The following is a 19,122-nucleotide window of genomic DNA, read 5'->3' on the forward strand; positions in this document are numbered from 1 at the left end:
CTATTGTCCAAGATAAACTTTCATAATTTGTTCGCCCCAAAGAAATGCGATCCAACCTGCAATCGCAATATAGGGACCAAATGCAAAAGGTTGATTTTCCTTGCGCACTTTGAGCAAAATAATCCCAATAATGGCACCTACCAACGAGGATAACAGGACTATTAATGGCAGCATTAAAGGCCCCATCCATGCACCTAAAGCCGCCAGTAATTTAAAATCACCGTAACCCATGCCTTCTTTACCTGTAATGATTTTAAACAGGTAATAGACAATCCATAGACATAGAAAGCCAATCAGATAGCCCCAAATTGCTGTCGTGGGAGAGACATAAATCGCATAGCTATTGATGCCCAATCCTAAAGCGGCCAAAGGCAGAGTGTAGCGATCGGGTAAAAGTTGGGTATCAAAATCAATAAAGGTGAGCGCGATTAGGGTATAAGTGAAAATTAAGCCAAACAACATCTGAATGGTTGGACCATAAACTGCAACGACTGTTAAGGCGCAAATGGCAGTGAGTAATTCAACCAAAGGATAGCGGATGCTAATTGGGTTATGACAAGTACCACATTGACCACGTAAAACCAACCAGCTGATGACAGGAATGTTCTGATACCAGCGAATAGGGTTTTTACATTTGGGGCAGGTTGATGCGGGCTTGCTTAGGCTTAGCTTTTCTTCATCAATAATTGCTTGTTCCGGATGAAGCAGGAGTTGGCAGTCTTGGCGCCACTCTTGTTCCATCATTTTTGGTGTACGGTAGATCACGACATTTAAAAAACTACCGATGCATAAACTAAAAAGCCCAACTGCAGCATATAGGGCAGTTGGGTTTTGAATAAAAATATTGATTAAATCTTGCATTAAACCACAGAGCCCATTTGGAAGATTGGCAGGTACATCGCAATCACGAGACCACCAACGAGGACACCTAGAATTGCCATAATTAAAGGTTCCATCATTGAGGTTAAACCATCTACGGCATTATCGACTTCATTTTCGTAGTGGGTTGCGACTTTATCCAGCATGGCGTCTAGTGCCCCAGACTCCTCTCCAATGGCGACCATTTGCACCGCCATGGCCGGGAATTTATCGGTGACGCGCATGGCGAATTGCAGCTGTTGACCAGTTGCGACATCTTCACGGATTTTAAGCACGGCTTGTTCATAGACCACATTATTGGTGGCGCCTGCAGTAGACTCGAGTGCATCAATTAACGGCACACCCGCAGCAAAGGTCGTGGCTAAAGTACGGCTATAGCGTGCAATGATCGCTTTATAGACCAAGTCACCAAAAATAGGCAATTTTAAGGCTGCCTTGTCTAAGAAGTCTCGAAACTTTTTGCTACGTTTTTTTGCTTCTAGAAATGCAGCGATTAAAATTCCAATCGCGATAATTAGAATAAACCAGTATTTTTGCATCCATTCCGACATATTCACCACCATTTTGGTAAATGCAGGCAGATCCGCACCAAAGGAAGTAAATAAGTCTTGGAATACAGGCACAACTTTGACCATCAAAATGATAGTCACGATCACGGCAACCACAATAACCGCAATCGGATATTTCATGGCCTTTTTGATTTTCTGTTTTAACAGTTCGCTTTTTTCTTTATAGATGGCGACACGATCCAGCATGGTCTCTAAGGCACCAGATTGTTCACCAGATTCAACCAAAGAACAGAATAAATTATCAAAATACTGCGGATATTTGCGTAAAGCCCCTGCAAACGTATTACCGCCTTCCACTTCCCCTTTAATGCCCAAAACCACTTCACGCATGGCTGGATTTTCTAAACCTTCAGCCACAATTTCAAAGCTTTGTACTAAGGGAACACCGGCTTTCATCATCGTGGCGAGCTGACGGGTGAAAATGGTAATATCGAGCGTGCCGACCTTTTTCTTGAGTAGCCCTTCGAGAATATTTTTGCGTTTTTCCCGAATGGTTTTGATGGTCACACCTTGCTTGCGTAATGTGACTTTGGCTAAAGCCATATTACGTGCAGGCAATTCCCCCTTAATTTTTGCCCCTTTGCGGTCAACTCCTTCATAACTGAAGGTTGGCATCATCTGTGCTTTTTTGACAGCCATGCATTTATCCTTATTTTAAATACTTACTTTATTCGCTGGTCACACGATTGACTTCTTGCAGTGAAGTGACCCCTTGCATGACCTTCTTTAAGCCTGAACTACGAAGATTATTAAACCCCGATTTTGCCGATGCTTCCGCAATTTGAATTGCATTGCCATCTTCCATAATAATCTTGGATATTTCAGGTGTAACTTTCATTACCTCATAAATCCCCACACGCCCTTTATAGCCTTCGCGACATTCAGAACACCCCACTGGTTGGTAGAGTTGGAAATCTGGATGTTGTATATCCTGTTCGGTAAAGCCCATTTCTAACAAACTGTTTTTGGGTATTTCAATCGGTGTTTTACATTGTGAACAGAGTCGTCTAGCCAGACGTTGTGCAATCACCAAGTTTACAGAGGTTGCAATATTAAAGGAAGGGACGCCCATATTTCTTAGGCGAGTTAATGTTTCTGGTGCACTGTTCGTGTGTAGGGTCGACATCACCATATGACCCGTTTGTGCGGCTTTGATCGCAATCTCAGCAGTTTCCAGGTCGCGAATCTCACCGACCATGACAATATCTGGATCTTGACGTAAGAATGATTTTAAAGCGGCGGCAAAGGTCAGTCCGACTTTATTATTGACGTTGACCTGATTAATCCCTTCCAAGTTAATTTCGACGGGATCTTCGGCGGTGGAAATATTGGTATCTTCTTTATTTAGAATATTTAAACCGGTATACAGGGAAACGGTTTTACCCGAACCCGTCGGGCCTGTGATCAGTAACATGCCTTGAGGTTTTTCGAGTGCTTCCATAAACAAGGCTTTTTGTTCTGGCTCATAACCTAAGGCATCAATGCCGAGCATTGCACTCGAGGGGTCGAGAATACGCAGTACAATTTTTTCTCCAAACAGTGTCGGCAGTGAGTTGACACGGAAATCAATCGCTTTATTTTTTGATATTTTAAGTTTAATACGTCCATCTTGAGGAACTCGCTTTTCCGCAATGTCCATCTGTGACATGACTTTTAGACGTGAAGCAAGACGATTGGCCAATTGCAGAGGAGGGGTGGCAATTTGACGTAATACCCCATCCACACGATAACGTACCCGATAAACTTTTTCATAAGGTTCAAAATGTAAGTCTGATGCCCCCATGCGAATCGCATCGATTAATAATTTATTAATATATTTGACAATCGGGGCCTCATCTTCTTGAGGGTCATCATCATCTTCAGTCTTTTCGATATTGCTTTCTTGAATATCAATATCGAAGTCTTCATCAAAATGAAAAGTGGTATCTTCAGTGAAATTTTGTTCGATAATTTTTTCGAGTTTATCGTGTTCAACAATCACCGCTTCAATATTTAACTTGCTATTGAATCGAATCGCATCCATGGCATCAATATGGGTGGGATTACTGGTTGCGACGAAAAGTAGATGACCGCGCTTGAAAATCGGTAAAATTTTGAATTTGGTAATCAGTTTGTCTTCAACGACATCCCGAAGAATATGAGAAGAATCATAAGTTGACAGGTCAAATAGAGGTTCACCGAATTCTTCAGAAATTTTTTCCGCAATGGTGATGGGCTTAAGCTTTTGATGCTCAATCAGATAAGGAACAATATCTTGATTGGATTTTTTTGCACTGACGATTGCAGCCTGCATATTTTCTGTGGAAATGAGCCCATCTTCGACCAAACGGCGAATAAAACCGGTAAAACGTGGAGAACCTTGTAGTGCTGTCATTCGCAATATGCCTACTTCAATTAAATTGTTTATAATTGGTATCGTAAAATTATACTTTTGTTGTATAAAAATACCATATCTTAAAATGTTGTGTCTGGCTATGTATTGTAGAAAAGCATGAACCAGTCTAATCAAACTGACATTTTTTACTATTTTACTGACTGAAAAAAATATAAAAAAGTAAAGTTCATACCAAACCGTCAAGAAAATTATCTTCAAAATCGGGAATTCCGTGTAGAATGTCGCCGTTTAAATCAATTGTTTTGTGAATGGGTTAAGTATGTCGGATTCGACGATCACGCCTTGGGTTGTGGGTAATTGGAAAATGAATCCAATGCAGGCCAATGCCAAACAACTTATAAATGAATTTAAAGAATTATTGAACAAGAATGAAATTACCGCAGCACAATGTCATTTAGCGGTGGCTCCGATTTCAATCGCGCTAAGTTTTGTACAGAGTGAGTTACAGCAAGCGAGTAGACCGGTTGCTGTTGTTGCGCAAGATGTATCGCGTATGGCAGGGACTGGGGCATTTACGGGCGAGGTGAGTGCCACTTTATTAAAAGACAGTGCGATTGAACATGTCTTAATTGGTCATTCAGAACGTCGTGAATTTTTTGGTGATAATCCGCAAGTCATTCGTGAAAAAGTCAAACATGCTTTAGCCGAAGGCCTAACTGTTATCTATTGTGTGGGTGAAAGCCTAGAACAGCGTGAAAATGGTCAGGCGGATCAGGTGGTACTGCAACAGATTTGTGATATTGCGGCTAGTGTTAGTGCTGAACAGTGGCAAAACATCGTTATTGCCTATGAACCGATTTGGGCGATAGGTACAGGCAAAACTGCTTCACCTGCGGATGCACAAAATATGCATGCCAAAATTCGTGAAGGTTTGAAACAGTTAACTTCATTTGGTGGCACTATGCCGATTTTGTACGGTGGTAGTGTTAAACCGGAAAATGCAGTAGAGTTAGCGGCCTGTCCAGATATTAATGGCGCCTTAGTGGGTGGAGCATCTTTAAATGCTGCATCTTTTTATCAAATTGCTCAGGCGTTTGCGCTTAAATAATCATTGAGGAGTTCATCATGCATACTTTTGTGCTGGTGGTACATATTATTCTTGCTGTATTAATGATCGGCTTGATTCTCGTACAGCATGGTAAAGGTGCGGATGCTGGTGCCTCTTTTGGTGGTGGCGGTGCTGCAACTGTGTTTGGCGCATCGGGTTCAGGCAACTTCTTGACACGTTTAACCGCGATCTTGACGGCTTTATTCTTTATTACCAGTTTAACGCTCGCAGTATTTGCCAAACAGCAAACCACAGAAGCGTATAGTTTAAAATCTGTACAAACCACAGCGCCAGCAACAATCAATTCGGGTGAAACTTCGCCAGCTGCACCTAAAACGAGCGAATAATTAGAATTAATCCTTTCTTTTTTGTGACGATGCTACTAGAATGCGTCACAGCTGCGGTGGTGGTGGAATTGGTAGACACGCTACCTTGAGGTGGTAGTGCTTTCGGGCGTGGGGGTTCAAGTCCCCCCTTCCGCACCAACTTATGAATCCAGAAGATTAAGTTGGTGTATGCAGCAAATCTGTTGATGCGGGATGGAGCAGTCTGGTAGCTCGTCGGGCTCATAACCCGAAGGTCGTTGGTTCAAATCCAGCTCCCGCTACCAATCAACCTTGTTTTAGAAGCAAACTAAAATAAGTAATTTAAATTGTTAAATTAAGAAATTTTGCGTTTTGTTGCGGGATGGAGCAGTCTGGTAGCTCGTCGGGCTCATAACCCGAAGGTCGTTGGTTCAAATCCAGCTCCCGCTACCAATTTGATTTAGGTGCAACTAAATCAGAGCAAGTACGAAGTATTTAGATTGAAAAATATTTCATATTTGTATATAATTTTTGCACGTTGATGCGGGATGGAGCAGTCTGGTAGCTCGTCGGGCTCATAACCCGAAGGTCGTTGGTTCAAATCCAGCTCCCGCTACCAAGTTTCTAAAAGAGGCTCACAACAAGGTGGGCCTTTTTGCACAGTGGACTTTAGTTTTCTGTGTAATAATAGGGGCGATTACGCCCTTTTTTATTGGCTATCGTGTAGTGTCGACATCAATTGGTCAAATAGTCATGCTTCACTATAGTAGGTCTGTCTCATCGGTCTTCAAGACTATTGAATCGCACAAGAATGACGAGAGTAAATGAAGTTATCAAATAAAACCCAAGCACTCCAAGATTTAATCGCTCCTGCAGTGCAAGCTTGTGATGTAGATCTTTGGGGGATTGAATTTATCCCACAAGGCAAACGTTCATTATTACGTATCTATATTGACAAAGTTGTTGATGAAAATGTAGAACCAATGATCAATGAAGACGGCGAGGCTGAGCTTGGCCGTGGTGTTGGTGTGCAAGATTGCGTGCGTGTTACTCAGCAAGTGGGTGCCATGCTTGATGTTCATGATCCAATTTCCGGCGAATATGCACTTGAAGTGTCTTCTCCAGGGTGGGATCGACCATTTTTCCAGTTGGAACAGATGCCGGCATATATCGGTCAACAAGTCGCATTACGTCTGATCAGTGCTGTAGATAATCGTCGTAAGTTTCAAGCCAAATTAGTTGCAGTAGATCTGGAGAATGAAATCATTCAGGTTGAAGTTGAAAAGCAACAAGTACTTGAAATTGATAGTAGTAATATCGACAAAGCAAATCTGGTCTACCAAGATTAATTTATTTTATAAGAATCTGAACAAATAGGTGACTTATGGCACGCGAAATCCTTACCGTCGTTGAAACGGTTAGTAATGAAAAAGGTGTAAGTCGCGAAGCAATTTTCGAAGCGCTTGAACAAGCTCTGGTTGCAGCGACGAAAAAGAAATTTTATGAAGGCACGAATTCTGAAGAAGCGCGTCTGCGTGTAGAAATTGATCGTAAAACTGGTGACTATCGTACATTCCGTCAATGGGAAGTGGTTGCGGATGAAGATCATGAAATGCCTGCATGTCAGGATGCAATTTCTGATGTCGATCCTGCAAAATGGTCAATTGGTGATATTCGCGAACTTGAAGTGGAATCAATTGATTTCGGTCGTATTGCAGCACAAATTGCCAAGCAAGTGATTGTACAAAAGATTCGTGAAGCAGAGCGTGCTTTAGTGGCTGATGCTTATGAGTCTAAGGTTGGTGAGCTGATCTACGGTGAAGTGAAAAAGCAAACCAAAGATGGTTTCATTATTGACTTAGGTGATAATGCTGAAGCCTATCTGGCACGTGAAGAAATGATCGCAAAAGAAATTTTGCGTCCAAAACAACGTGTCAATGCGATTTTATTTAACGTCAATCGTGAAGGTCGTGGTGCACAACTCTTATTGTCGCGTGCACGTCCTGAAATGCTCATGGCTTTGATGAAAAAGGAAATTCCTGAAATTTCTGAAGAAATCATTGAAATTAAAGCTGCTGCTCGTCAACCCGGTGTTCGTGCTAAAATTGCAGTGAAAACCAATGATCACCGTATTGATCCTGTAGGTGCTTGTATTGGTATGCGTGGTACACGTATCCAAGCGGTTCAACAGGAACTGAATGGTGAGCGTATTGATGTGGTGGTATGGTCAGACGATCCAGCGCAATATATCGCAAGTGCTTTAGAGCCAGCAGATGTGTCGGGTATCGTGATCGATGAAGAAGAGCGTACTGCGGACATTATTTTCGCTACGAGCGATCAATTGGCTCGTGCGATTGGTTCACAAGGTCAAAACGTTCGTTTAGCTTCTGAATTAACGGGTTATAAACTGAACATGATGCTTGAAGAAGAGTATCATGCACGTCAGCAAAACGAAGCTCAACAATACCTAGACTTGTTTGTTTCACGTTTAGATATTGAAGAAGATTTGGCGATGGCTTTGGTAGACATGGGCTTTACTTCACTTGAAGAAATTGCTTATGTTCCAGCTGAGACCTTTGACGAAATCGAGTTGGATGCGGAAACTGTTGAAATATTGCAAAGCCGTGCCAAAGAAGTGGCGTTGGCAGATGCTTTACAGCAACAAGAAAATATCCAAGATCCAAGTGCTGAACTTCTTGCAATGGAAGGAATGACACAAGAAATCGCGTATGCATTGGCTGCACGCGGAGTAGTGACAGTTGATGATTTGGCAGACCAAGCGACTGACGATATTTCTGATATCGAAGGTTTAGGGGCTGAGCAAGCGGGTCAATTGATTATGAAAGCGCGCGAATCATGGTTTAACTAGGAGGTAATATATGACGGACAAGTCGATTCAAGAGTTAGCACTCAGCGTAGGACGTCCTGTAGACAAGCTCCTAGAGCAGGTTCGTGATGCAGGTTTACCGCAACGTAAAGCTGACGACCTTATTTCCACTGAACAACAAGACACCCTCGTTAACCACTTGAAGAAAGTTCATGGTCAGGACGCTGGGCAAGCAGGACAAATCACGTTGAAACGTAAAACTACAGGTACTGCCAAAGTGGCAAGTACCTCAGGTAAGGCGAAAACCATTAATGTAGAAGTTCGCAAGAAACATACATTTACTAAGCCAGATCCTGAACAAATCAAAGCAGAAGCTTTGGCAAAAGCACAAGCTGAGCAACAAGCGCGTGCAAACGTGCAAGCTATGGTTGAACCAAAAGCTGAAACTCCAGTAGCAAACAAAGCAGCTGCGAATTTAGAAGCGATGCGTGCTGCTGCGAAGCAAGAAACCACAAAGCAAGAAACAGCGAAAGCTGCGGTGGTGGTAAAGCGTAAGTCAACCAATAAGCCGATTGTAAAAGCTCAAGTTAAAGTGATTGAGACGCCTGAGCAGAAAAAAGCGCGTGAGGCTCAAGCAGCACAACTTAAAGCAACTGAAGAAGCAGCGCGCCGTAAAGCAGCTGAAGAGGCACAACAACGTACGCTTGAACAGATGCGTCAGATGGCTTCAAAATATTCTGCTGACGATGCGACACCGACAATCCGTGTGATTGATGACTCTCCTCTTGCAGCAGGTCTTGTGGGTCAAGCCTACGAAGATTCTTTCGCTAAAGAAGACCGTGAAATAAAGCGTGGTACAAGCACGACCAATACACGTTCATCAAAGAAAGGTGGTCGTCGTGGTGAAGAGCAATCTTTCCGTGATAACTCACACAAGCGTGGTTTAAAATCAAGCCAAGCGAATAAACATGGTTTCGAAAAACCGGTTAAAAAACAGGTTTATGATGTAGAAATCGGTGAAACCATCGTCGTTGCTGACTTGGCTGCGAAAATGGCAGTTAAAGTTCGTGAAGTTATTAAATCACTCATGAAAATGGGTGAGCTAGTTACTCAGAACCAAGCAATTGAGCAAGAAGTGGCTGCACTTGTGGTTGAAGAAATGGGACATAACCCTGTCTTGGTTTCTGATACACAAGCAGAAGATAACTTGCTTGAAGCGGCTGAAGAAGCACGCGGTGAGCAAACGACTCGTCCACCAGTTGTGACCATCATGGGTCACGTTGACCATGGTAAAACCTCATTACTGGATCGTATTCGCCGCTCGAAAGTGGCTGCGGGTGAAGCCGGTGGTATTACCCAGCATATCGGTGCTTACCACGTAACTACAGACAAAGGTATCATCACTTTCCTAGATACGCCTGGACATGCGGCATTTACTGCAATGCGTTCACGTGGTGCGAAAGCGACTGATATCGTGGTGTTGGTTGTTGCTGCGGATGATGGTGTTATGCCACAAACTGCGGAAGCGATTGACCATGCACGTGCAGCAGGTACGCCAATCATTGTTGCAATCAACAAGATGGATAAAGAATCTGCTGATCCAGATCGCGTATTGAATGAATTGACTACTAAAGAAATCGTACCTGAGCAATGGGGCGGTGACGTTCCAGTAGCAATGGTATCGGCACATTCTGGTCAAGGTATCGATGAGCTACTTGACTTGATTTCAATCCAAGCAGAAATGCTAGAGTTGAAAGCATCTGAAGAAGGTGCAGCACAAGGTGTGGTGATTGAAGCGCGTGTAGACAAAGGTCGTGGTGCAGTTACTTCTATCTTGGTACAAAACGGTACTCTGAAAGTCGGCGATCTTGTGCTTGCAGGTTCATCTTATGGTCGCGTTCGTGCGATGGCAGATGAAAACGGTCAACGTATCAAGTCTGCTGGTCCTTCGATTCCAGTTGAAATCTTGGGTCTTCCAGAAGCGCCAATGGCAGGTGACGAAGTTCTTGTTGTAAATGACGAGAAGAAAGCACGTGAAGTTGCCGATGCGCGTATGGATCGTGAACGTCAAAAACGTCTTGAGCGTCAAAGCGCAATGCGTTTGGAAAACATCATGGCGTCAATGGGCAAGAAAGATGTGCCGATTGTCAACGTAGTGTTGAAAACTGACGTACGTGGTACTTTGGAAGCCTTGCATGTTGCGCTTGCTGAACTTGCTACTGATGAAGTGAAAGTTCGTATTATTGGTTCAGGCGTAGGTGCAATTACTGAGTCTGACGTAACATTGGCTGAATCTTCTGAAGCTGTATTGCTTGGCTTTAACGTTCGTGCAGACAATACTGCGCGTCAAAAAGCTGATGCAGATGGTATCGACATTCGTTACTACAGCGTGATCTATCAATTGATTGATGATGTGAAAGATGCCATGAGTGGTAAGCTTGCACCAGAACATCGTGAAACGATTCTGGGTGTGGCTGAAGTACGTGAAGTGTTCCACTCAAGCAAGTTTGGTGCAGCAGCAGGCTGTATGGTTCTTGAAGGCATGTTACACCGTAATAAACCGATTCGCGTATTACGTGATGACGTGGTGGTATTCCAAGGTGAGCTTGAATCTCTTCGTCGCTATAAAGAGGTGGTTGAAGAAGTTCGTGCGGGTATGGAATGTGGTCTTGCGGTGAAAGGTTATAAAGACATCAAAGTCAAAGATAAGATCGAAGTCTATGATGTTCAACTGATTAAACGGAGTCTTTAATGGCGGGTAGTCAGCGTCTTAAGCGAATGGCAGATACAGTACAACGTGAGTTGTCTGAATTAATCCGCCAAGAGCTGAAAGATCCACGCTTAGGTGGTCTTGTGACCATCTCTGCGGTGAAGGTCAGCCCAGATTTAGGCTATGCAGAAGTCTATGTTACCGTGATGGGACGTGAACTTGGCGATGAACAAAGTGCAGTGGCCAATAAAGAAACCCTCGATGTCTTAAACAAAGCATCGGGTTTCTTGCGCCATGAGTTGAGTCGTCGTATTAAGACACGTATTACGCCGCGTTTGCGTTTCCATTATGACAAGACCAATGCCTATGGTAACTATATGTTTGGTCTGATCGCTGAAGCGGTAAAAGATTTACCTGCAGATGCGAAACAAGATGATGAATAAGCTTGGTTTTCTAAATTGAGCAGAATAAAAAAGCCACCTTCGGGTGGCTTTTTTATTGCGGTAAAATTAGTCACGACGACGTTGCCGTTGCCAAGGTAACGGTCGATTTAACGCTTCAGGTACATCACCACTCATAGAGCGTAAGCGGAGATGAATGGCCGCCTGTGCCATCAAGTTGGCTGAAACAGGGGCGGTAATAAAGGCCAAGAGCGTAAGCAGAAGTTCTGCAAAACCGATATGTCCCTGAAAGCCAAAGAAAATCATGGCGGCAATCAGAAAGCTCCCCAAGCCTAAAGTGCTGGATTTGGTCGGAGCATGTAAGCGCATAAACAAATCAGGCAGACGAATCATGCCAATGCCACCGACCAGCATGAAGAAGGCACCAATCAGTAAAAATATAGAAACCAAAATTTCCATCATAAGTTGCATATTATGGTCTCCTTAATCGATGACATGGCCAGAGGTAAAGTAACGCGCCAAAGCCACTGTGGAAACGAAACCAAGCATGGCAACCAGTAATGCACCTTCAAATAAAGATGTGGTACTCCAATAAATTCCTAAGACGACGATTAAGCAGGTCGCATTCAGAAACAGGGTATCGAGTGCCAAGAGGCGATCCACAATCGAGGGGCCAAAAATCAAGCGAATCAAGCACATGAGCATCGAGAGTGTAATCGCCACCATACAAATCGCTAAAGCATAAGGCAAAATGGTCATGAGGCATCTCCTGATTGGACGTGGAAGATCTCGAGCAAGGGCTTTTCGTAGCGGTTTTTGATGTCTTGAATATCCGCCTCAGCATCATCGCTACTTAAAGCATGGACTAAAATATCACCCCGATCCTGATCAATACCCGCAGAAACGGTACCTGGGGTGGTGGTAATGATCATTGCCAATAAGCTATTAACCTCGTCATGCTGGGTTTCTAGCGGTACACGATACCATTTGGGATGCAGGCGATCCATTGGGCCTAAAACCAGTTTGGCAATCCGAATATTGGAAATGATGATGTCCCATAGCACTACAAAACACAGCTTCACAGCGGCAACCCAATTAATATTGGGTGTTTTCTGGATAAAAGGCTGAACCATGCGTGGAATCACAATCGCCAGTATAGTCGCCATCAGCAATGTGGTGGCTTCTAGACTCTGTGCCAACATAATCCAGGTAATGGCAACCAGTACCGAAACAAAAGGATGAGGTAACCATCGATTAAGAACAGAGGTTTTTTGCATCGTTATGGCTCCACTGGTTTAAGTTGAGCATCATCGGGAATCAACATCTCTTGGGTTTGCTGTTCCTGAATCTGACGTAACTTGTACGGTGAAATATGTTCACCTGACAAAGTCTTTTCACTGATTGCATACGGAATCAGATGGGCATTCGGATCTTGCGTTTCACCACCATATTTGGTTTCTGGCAAATTTTCAGGGTCAAATGGTTGCACACTGATGACCTGATTCAGTTCATCCCTTTTCAATACAGCGGCCTCATACAAGGCATTATTTTGCATTTGCATCGCGGTATTGAGTGTGTACTTCTGAATCGGACTTGCCGCAACCATATAGAGGATTAAGCCTGCCAATAATATGTAAATCGCAGCATCATTACGCGCAGGCGCTTGCTCTGGGGTGGCTTGATAAGCAATAAAGTCAGCTTCAGTATGTGCCAGTTCTTCAGGTTTGCTGGCACGCCAGAACAAAATAAAGCCTACACGGGTGAAAGCGATAATGCTTAATAAGCTCACAATCAAGATGACTGCAATAATCAACCCTTGGTAAGGAGCGTTGGCCGTCGCTTGTAAAATGAAAACTTTTCCTAAGAAACCGCTAAATGGCGGGAGACCTGCCATCATTAAGGCAATCAGGAAGTAGCAAATTGAGAGCACATGATGCTGCTTCATTTGTGGTGCGATTTTTAAATGATCTTTATAGACACCACGTTGCGAGGTAATCCAGCCACAGAGCAGATAAAATACAGCTGCAATCAGGGTACTGTGTACCAAGTAATATAGCGTTGCTGACCATGCTTGGCTGTTGCCAAGTGAAATGGCGATTAATAGGGTACCAATCGAAGACAACACCATAAAACCGACAAAACGACGTAAGCGTTCTGCTCCAATCGCGCCAATTACACCATAGAGTGAGGTAATTAAACCGATTGGTAATAACCAGTTTTGCAGGATAGATTGGCTCAAGGCATCATCAAAGACCGTCCCATTTACCCTTAAAATCGCATAAATCCCGACTTTGGTCATAATGGTAAAAATTGCGGCAACTGGAGTTGTGGCGACGGCATAAGTCTTAGGTAACCAAAAGCCCACAGGCAACATAGCGGCTTTAATACCAAACACCACGAACAGCAATAGCCCTCCAGCGACTGCCAATTTGTGCTGATCTGGTTGTAGGCTCGGAATAAGACGAGCCACATCGGCCATATTTAAACTGCCGACACTGCCATAGATCATGCCCAGCCCAATCAGGAACAGTGCAGAAGCCAACAGGTTAATGGTGACGTAATGGATCCCCAGTTGAAAGCGTGCTTTGCCTTGCCCATGTAAGAGCAATACATAAGAGGCCAACAACAGAATTTCAAAGAACACAAACAGGTTGAATAAATCGCCGGTTAAGAACGCCCCACAGAGTCCCATGAGCAGAAAATGGAACATGGCATGGAAATAACGACCTCGGGTATCCCATTCACGACTGGCAAACCAGAGTACTGGGACTGCGAGGGCATAGGTTAATACCAGCATGAAGGCAGAGAGTTGGTCTAGGACCAAAACAATACCGAACGGGGCGGTCCATTCACTCAGGTTATAACTGCTGATTTGTCCATGACGCGCCAACATAAGATAACTGATGGCGGTGATGAGCCCCAAAATCACAGAAATTAAACTGATGCCCCGACGCCATGGTTGGCGCCAATCGTAAGCCAAGGAGCCTGAACCAGGATTGCCCAAAAGTACCAGTAAAAACCCTGTAAAGGCAGGAATAATAATGCTAAAAATTGGTGTATGTTCGGCCCAAAATTGGAGGAAATTATGCATTAAGGCTCATCCTCGCGCGGGTCGACAAGACTAATTTCTTCTTTGGAGTCAACGTGGTCTGTCCCTGATTCATAACGGCTTCGTAAGGCCAGTTGCACAATAAAGGCGGTCGTTGCAAAGCCAATAACAATGGCAGTGAGCACCAAGGCTTGAGGTAATGGGTCGGTCGATTTTGTGGTTTCGGTCAACACCGCTGGGGCATTAACCTGTAAGCGTCCCATCGCAAACAGGAACACATTGACCGCATAGCCAATCATGGCAAGACCAAGCACCACAGGAAAGGTACGAGCACGCAGGATCAAATAAATGCCTGTTGCAATCAGCAGTCCAATCGCAGAGGCAATAAGAAATTCTAGACTAATCATATTATTTCCCCTTCGGTAATGGACCAGACATGCTGGAATGACGGGAGTCACCGAGGACAGAAATCATCAGCATGGTCGCCCCAACCACGGTGATATATACCCCGACATCAAAGGCAGCGGCAGAAGCCAAATGCATTTCACCTAATATTGGCGGTGACACATAAATATGTGCACTGGTCAGGAATGGACGTCCCCAGTACCAAGCTGCAATGGCCGTGATTCCTGCAATGCTTAAACCAGTACCAATCCAGATTTCATAGAGACGTCCCGATTTCGCTTTTAACAACTGTTCTGCTTGGTCTTGACCTAAGGCGATGTACTGAATGATTAAAGCCAAGGCTGTGATTAAGCCAGCAATAAAGCCCCCACCAGGATAGTTGTGACCACGCAGGAATATGTACAAGCTGATCACCAGTGCCAGTGGCAAAATCCACGAAGAGGTAATTCGTAGCATTAAAGGGGAGGGGTTAAAACGGTAAGTTAAGCCCTGCGTCATGGTGGTGCCATGCGTACGCATACCATCCATTAAACACAAGGTTCCAATCCCGGCAATCCCGAGCACAGTGATTTCACCAAAGGTATCGAAACCACGGAAGTCGACCAGAATGACGTTAACCACGTTGGAGCCACCGCCCAATGGAATGGACTGCTGTAAGAAGAACCACGAAATCGAATTATGATCTCGGGTCAGAATCAGCCAAGTAATCCAGCCAATTCCGACACCTCCTACAATGGCAATAATCGCATCACGCCAGCGTCGTGCCTGACTCGACTCGTACGGAGTGAGTTGAGGTAAGAGCGATAAGCTCATCAGTAATAAGACGGTTGTCACAACATCCACCGTGATTTGGGTTAATGCTAAATCAGGCGCAGATAAGGTCACGAAGACCATCGTCACGACTAAACCAATTGCACCGCTAATCAGGACGGCTTTAATCCGTTCGTGGTGGAACCAGAGCATCATCCAGCAAGCAGAGAACAACAGCAGCCACAGCACGATTGCGAGCATCGGGGCATGCGTGAGTTCACGGCTGCCTGTGGTGAGTCCTTGTCCCAGTAGGGGGGCTGCAACTAATGCAATGCTCAGCACCACAATCCAGATCAGATAGGTTTGTAAGGAGCCTGTTTCAGTTTTCCGTTTAATCTTGCGGGCATTTAGCAATAATTGTTTCAGGAAAGATTCAAACAGGAGTCTACCTTGGAACTGTCCCAAAGCAGGGTCTAAATCAATCGCGCGAATTTTACGATTTTTGGCCAGCGCAAAATAAAAAGCCAGACCGCCGACAAGGGCAATAATACTCATGACGAGGGGCAGGTTAAAGCCGTGCCAAATCGCCAGATGCGCGCCTGTAAAGTTATTGAGTTGTGTACTGGCACGTGCAGTGCTATTGACGATATGTTCAACCGTTAATGCAGGGAAGATCCCCACCAGAATACATAGGGTCGCCAATAAAATGGCTGGAGCGCGCATGCCAATCGGAGGTTCATGTCCCTCTTTATTGGGCACTTGTTCACCCAAAGCACCATCAAAGAACACCCCATGTACCAAGCGCACGGAATAGGTCACCGCAAAAATACCTGCAAAGGTTGCCACAATTGCCGCGACAATCAGCACAGGACCACTGAGGTTGGCCAACAGTTCGGTAAAGAACATTTCTTTAGACAAGAAGCCGTTGGTAAAGGGTACACCTGCCATCGATGCGGCAGTTATCATGGTGAGCGTGGCAGTGAAGGGAAGGAGTTGCCAGACCCCACTGAGTTTGCGTAAGTCTCTGGTGCCTGTTTCATGATCGACAATACCCGCAATCATAAATAGTGCCGCTTTAAAGGTGGCATGATTGATGATATGGAAAATCGCAGCGGCTACGGCCAAAGGAGAGCCAATTCCCAATAAACACACAATCAGACCCAGATGACTGATGGTGGAATAGGCCAAAAGACCTTTGAGGTCTTCTTTGAAAATGGCGAAAAATGCAGCCATACACAAGGTGAATAGGCCGACAAATGTGACAATATTGTGATAAAGCGCAGCACCTGCAAAAATTGGCAGTAAGCGTGCCAGCAGGAAAATGCCGGCTTTGACCATCGTGGCAGAGTGCAGATAGGCTGAAACTGGAGTTGGAGCAGCCATGGCATTCGGTAGCCAAAAATGGAAGGGGAATTGCGCACTTTTGGTAAAGGCACCTAATAGAATCAGCAACAGGGTTGGAACAAATAAGGCATGACTTTGAATGCGTTCTGACATGGTCAGAATCTGGTCAATTTGATAAGTGCCCGTAATTTGCCCCAATAAAATGAAGCCCCCCAGCATCGCTAAGCCACCCATACCTGTAATGGTCAGTGCCATGCGTGAACCGCGTTGGGCAACTTCATAGTTGCTCCAGTAGCCCACCAGTAAGAAAGATGAAATACTGGTCAATTCCCAAAAAATTAACAGTAAAATTAAATTATTGGAGAGAGAAATCCCTAACATGGCCGCCATAAACAGCATCAGCAATAGATAAAGTTTGCTGAGTGAGTTTTTAGGGCTAAGATAATAATAGGTGTAAATAAAAATGAGGGTACCGATACCGGTAATCAGCAAAGAGAAAAGGAGTCCTAAGGCGTCTAAACGAAAACTGAGATCAATGCCCAGTTGTGGTAGCCAAGACCAACTTTGGGTAATGGTTTCGCCATGAAAGACCTGCTTTGCTTGAGTCAGTAACAAAATTAAACTGCTTAAACTGACTCCGATAGCCCCGAAAGCCGTTACCCCGCGCGAGAATTTCTTCAGCCACGAGACAAGGGTTGTGCCAAGTACTAACGGTAACAAGATAATAATTGGTAGCACACTTGTATCCATTGTCGTGATAGGTCGAAACCTAAGGGTGAATCTTATCTTTCAAGGATTACAGGACAGCAAAGAGATATCCAAAAATACTCGATCTTGAAAGCCGTAAAGAAAATAAATAACGAAAAACAAGTTGTGTTGCGCAACTTGCAAAACTATAGCAAAACAAAATTTTACTATAAAAAAGCCGAATAAATCTGATCTTATTACATGAATAAAACAACATCAAACCTTTTTGCGCACACCCATCAGATTATACGCGTTGCAGGGAAGTTTGCGCTTAAAACTTCGTGCATGACTGCGGAGGAAGTCAGCAATTAGGTCGAGGAATCTTTAAAAGAACTATCCTTGGCTTGCAGCCAGAGCTGTTGTAGTTCGGCCTGTGTTTCGGGAGAAAGTTGCTGAATTTGCAGATACATGTGCTGAGCCACAGACAGTGGAGGTTCATCCGAGAGTTGTTCAGTTGCAGATGCCAAAGACAGTTGGCTCAGTTCGGCATAAATTTGCTCAAATTGTTGTTGTCGCGGCTGCAAGATAATCTCTTGCACCCCTTGTGGACTGAGTTGCAGACATTGATAAGCCTCGGCATTTTCTAATAAGGCAGTCCGATTGCCGGTCGCAATAATTTGCAGACGTGGAAAAGCTTGATGAAGCCGATGCAAAATTTCACAACATTGCTGTTGATCAAGCTGCGCATCAATCGCATCGATAAAGAGGATGCCATCACCTTCTAGACAGGGGTAAAGGCTTAAGGGATTCAGTAAACACAGCCGACGCACAATATCGCCAATCAGGGCAATCCAGTTTTTCTGGTTGCTCGATAATTGCTGAAATTGCATGGTTCTGCCTTGATAGTTCACCATGAGTTGTAGTTTTGGTTGGTATTGAATAAAGATATCGTGCAATTCAGGCAAAATTAATTTGAGGCTGTCTTTGAGTGCTTTTAAGCAGGGTGCATGTAGTTGGGCATGTGCTTGAAACAGGGTATTCGGTACATTTTCAGACTGTAGATGTGGACCTAAATGCAGTTTTTCGCGCATCAATTGCTGAAACAATTGCGCAGTTTGGGCATTTTCCAAATCACTAATTTCGCGAAACCATTCAAAGAAGCGGCTAAAGGTGGTAAAGGGGATCGCCGCGACTTCATAGGCATGTCCCGTTTGAAAAATGATCGGGTTGTTTTTACTGAGCAAATTGATTTCGTTGACGAATCTTTCCGCAGGGTAGTAGGCAATTAAAGGTAGACCTTGCATCGGGTCTTGCTGGAGTGCCCGATGATACAGTTGCACCAATTGTTCGAGTTGCGCAGTCTCGGCTTTACTTAATCCAATACCTTGCTGATTCAGGGTCTTATACAATTGCCAACTGCAAAGATTTAAAGCTTCGCTCTGAGCGGTTTCAGATTCAGCCAGTGTGCCAATCTCGGTCGGAATTTCGACGCAAATCTGCACTTTGGATTGGAGGCGGCTGTGCATGATGTCTTGATCCAGCATGACAACCCCCGCACTGCGTAAATCTTTATAGCGCGCAGAGAACCAGGTTAGGGCTTGGTAAGCATGTTTGAGGATGCTGGTTTTGCCCGTGGCATGATCACCCAAAATCAGGGTGATCGGTTGATCATGATATCGAAACTGAATGTGTAGGTTGGCAAAATGATTGGTGTGTTTGAGCTGTAACGATTCGATTTTCATAGAAGCCCCGC

Annotated in this window: 16 protein-coding genes and 4 tRNA genes; 10 read left to right on the forward strand and 10 right to left on the reverse strand. The window is 44.4% G+C overall.

What is annotated here, in order from left to right:
• From ACX17N_RS10505 to pilB, 3 genes are read right to left on the reverse strand one after another with little or no spacing between them, the layout of a single operon-like run.
• Positions 1-861 (reverse strand): prepilin peptidase, encoded by an 861-nt coding sequence (locus tag ACX17N_RS10505; RefSeq protein WP_458892523.1) that lies wholly within the window; start codon positions 859-861, stop codon positions 1-3.
• Positions 861-2,087: a type II secretion system F family protein gene (locus ACX17N_RS10510; RefSeq protein WP_458892524.1), complete on the reverse strand. Its 1,227-nt coding sequence runs from the start codon at positions 2,085-2,087 to the stop codon at positions 861-863. The genes ACX17N_RS10505 and ACX17N_RS10510 overlap by 1 nt, the downstream gene beginning before the upstream one ends.
• 28 nt (positions 2,088-2,115) lie before the next feature.
• Positions 2,116-3,822, reverse strand: coding sequence for a type IV-A pilus assembly ATPase PilB (gene pilB, locus ACX17N_RS10515; RefSeq protein ID WP_458892525.1), 1,707 nt, complete (start codon positions 3,820-3,822; stop codon positions 2,116-2,118).
• 280 nt (positions 3,823-4,102) lie between these two features.
• Between pilB and tpiA the strand changes: the two genes are divergently transcribed.
• The 10 genes from tpiA to ACX17N_RS10565 all read left to right on the forward strand — a co-directional run bounded on the left by tpiA (position 4,103) and on the right by ACX17N_RS10565 (position 11,176).
• Positions 4,103-4,891 carry a triose-phosphate isomerase gene (gene tpiA, locus ACX17N_RS10520; protein ID WP_458892526.1) on the forward strand — a complete coding sequence of 263 codons (789 nt, stop codon included), beginning with the start codon at positions 4,103-4,105 and terminating at the stop codon, positions 4,889-4,891.
• Positions 4,892-4,908: 17 nt separating this feature from the next.
• A complete protein-coding gene (gene secG / locus ACX17N_RS10525; RefSeq protein WP_458892527.1) occupies positions 4,909-5,238 on the forward strand; it encodes a preprotein translocase subunit SecG in 330 nt (109 codons plus the stop codon).
• A 53-nt stretch (positions 5,239-5,291) separates the two neighbouring features.
• Positions 5,292-5,376: transfer RNA gene (locus ACX17N_RS10530), tRNA-Leu, on the forward strand.
• 48 nt (positions 5,377-5,424) lie between these two features.
• Positions 5,425-5,501, forward strand: a tRNA-Met gene (locus ACX17N_RS10535).
• A gap of 71 nt (positions 5,502-5,572) precedes the next feature.
• Positions 5,573-5,649, forward strand: a tRNA-Met gene (locus tag ACX17N_RS10540).
• A gap of 89 nt (positions 5,650-5,738) precedes the next feature.
• Positions 5,739-5,815: transfer RNA gene (locus ACX17N_RS10545), tRNA-Met, on the forward strand.
• A gap of 205 nt (positions 5,816-6,020) precedes the next feature.
• The gene (gene rimP / locus ACX17N_RS10550) at positions 6,021-6,545 is read left to right on the forward strand and encodes a ribosome maturation factor RimP (protein WP_458892528.1); all 525 of its coding nucleotides are present in this window, start codon (positions 6,021-6,023) and stop codon (positions 6,543-6,545) included.
• Positions 6,546-6,580: 35 nt separating this feature from the next.
• On the forward strand, positions 6,581-8,065 hold the full coding sequence (gene nusA / locus ACX17N_RS10555; RefSeq protein ID WP_458892529.1) for a transcription termination factor NusA: 1,485 nt from the start codon (positions 6,581-6,583) through the stop codon (positions 8,063-8,065).
• A 10-nt stretch (positions 8,066-8,075) separates the two neighbouring features.
• Positions 8,076-10,775, forward strand: a complete 2,700-nt coding sequence (infB, locus tag ACX17N_RS10560; RefSeq protein ID WP_458892530.1) for a translation initiation factor IF-2 — start codon at positions 8,076-8,078, stop codon at positions 10,773-10,775.
• Entirely contained in the window at positions 10,775-11,176 is a 402-nt protein-coding gene (locus tag ACX17N_RS10565; RefSeq protein WP_458892531.1) for a ribosome-binding factor A, read from the forward strand. The genes infB and ACX17N_RS10565 overlap by 1 nt, the downstream gene beginning before the upstream one ends.
• A gap of 66 nt (positions 11,177-11,242) precedes the next feature.
• Here the strand turns inward: ACX17N_RS10565 and ACX17N_RS10570 are convergent, their stop codons facing one another.
• From ACX17N_RS10570 to ACX17N_RS10600, 7 genes are all read right to left on the reverse strand, one after another.
• Positions 11,243-11,605, reverse strand: coding sequence for a Na+/H+ antiporter subunit G (locus ACX17N_RS10570; protein WP_458892532.1), 363 nt, complete (start codon positions 11,603-11,605; stop codon positions 11,243-11,245).
• 12 nt (positions 11,606-11,617) lie between these two features.
• A complete protein-coding gene (locus tag ACX17N_RS10575) occupies positions 11,618-11,893 on the reverse strand; it encodes a monovalent cation/H+ antiporter subunit F (protein ID WP_458892533.1) in 276 nt (91 codons plus the stop codon).
• Positions 11,890-12,411: a Na+/H+ antiporter subunit E gene (locus tag ACX17N_RS10580; RefSeq protein ID WP_458892534.1), complete on the reverse strand. Its 522-nt coding sequence runs from the start codon at positions 12,409-12,411 to the stop codon at positions 11,890-11,892. Before ACX17N_RS10580 ends, ACX17N_RS10575 begins: the two co-directional genes overlap by 4 nt.
• A 2-nt stretch (positions 12,412-12,413) precedes the next feature.
• Positions 12,414-14,225: a monovalent cation/H+ antiporter subunit D gene (locus ACX17N_RS10585; RefSeq protein WP_458892535.1), complete on the reverse strand. Its 1,812-nt coding sequence runs from the start codon at positions 14,223-14,225 to the stop codon at positions 12,414-12,416.
• The gene (locus tag ACX17N_RS10590; RefSeq protein WP_458892536.1) at positions 14,225-14,590 is read right to left on the reverse strand and encodes a Na+/H+ antiporter subunit C; all 366 of its coding nucleotides are present in this window, start codon (positions 14,588-14,590) and stop codon (positions 14,225-14,227) included. The genes ACX17N_RS10585 and ACX17N_RS10590 overlap by 1 nt, the downstream gene beginning before the upstream one ends.
• 1 nt (position 14,591) lies before the next feature.
• Entirely contained in the window at positions 14,592-17,432 is a 2,841-nt protein-coding gene (locus tag ACX17N_RS10595; RefSeq protein ID WP_458892538.1) for a monovalent cation/H+ antiporter subunit A, read from the reverse strand.
• A 305-nt stretch (positions 17,433-17,737) separates the two neighbouring features.
• Positions 17,738-19,111, reverse strand: a complete 1,374-nt coding sequence (locus ACX17N_RS10600; RefSeq protein WP_458892539.1) for an ATP-binding protein — start codon at positions 19,109-19,111, stop codon at positions 17,738-17,740.
• Positions 19,112-19,122 lie beyond the last annotated feature (11 nt).

It is taken from the genome of Acinetobacter sp. GXMZU3951 (assembly GCF_054457875.1).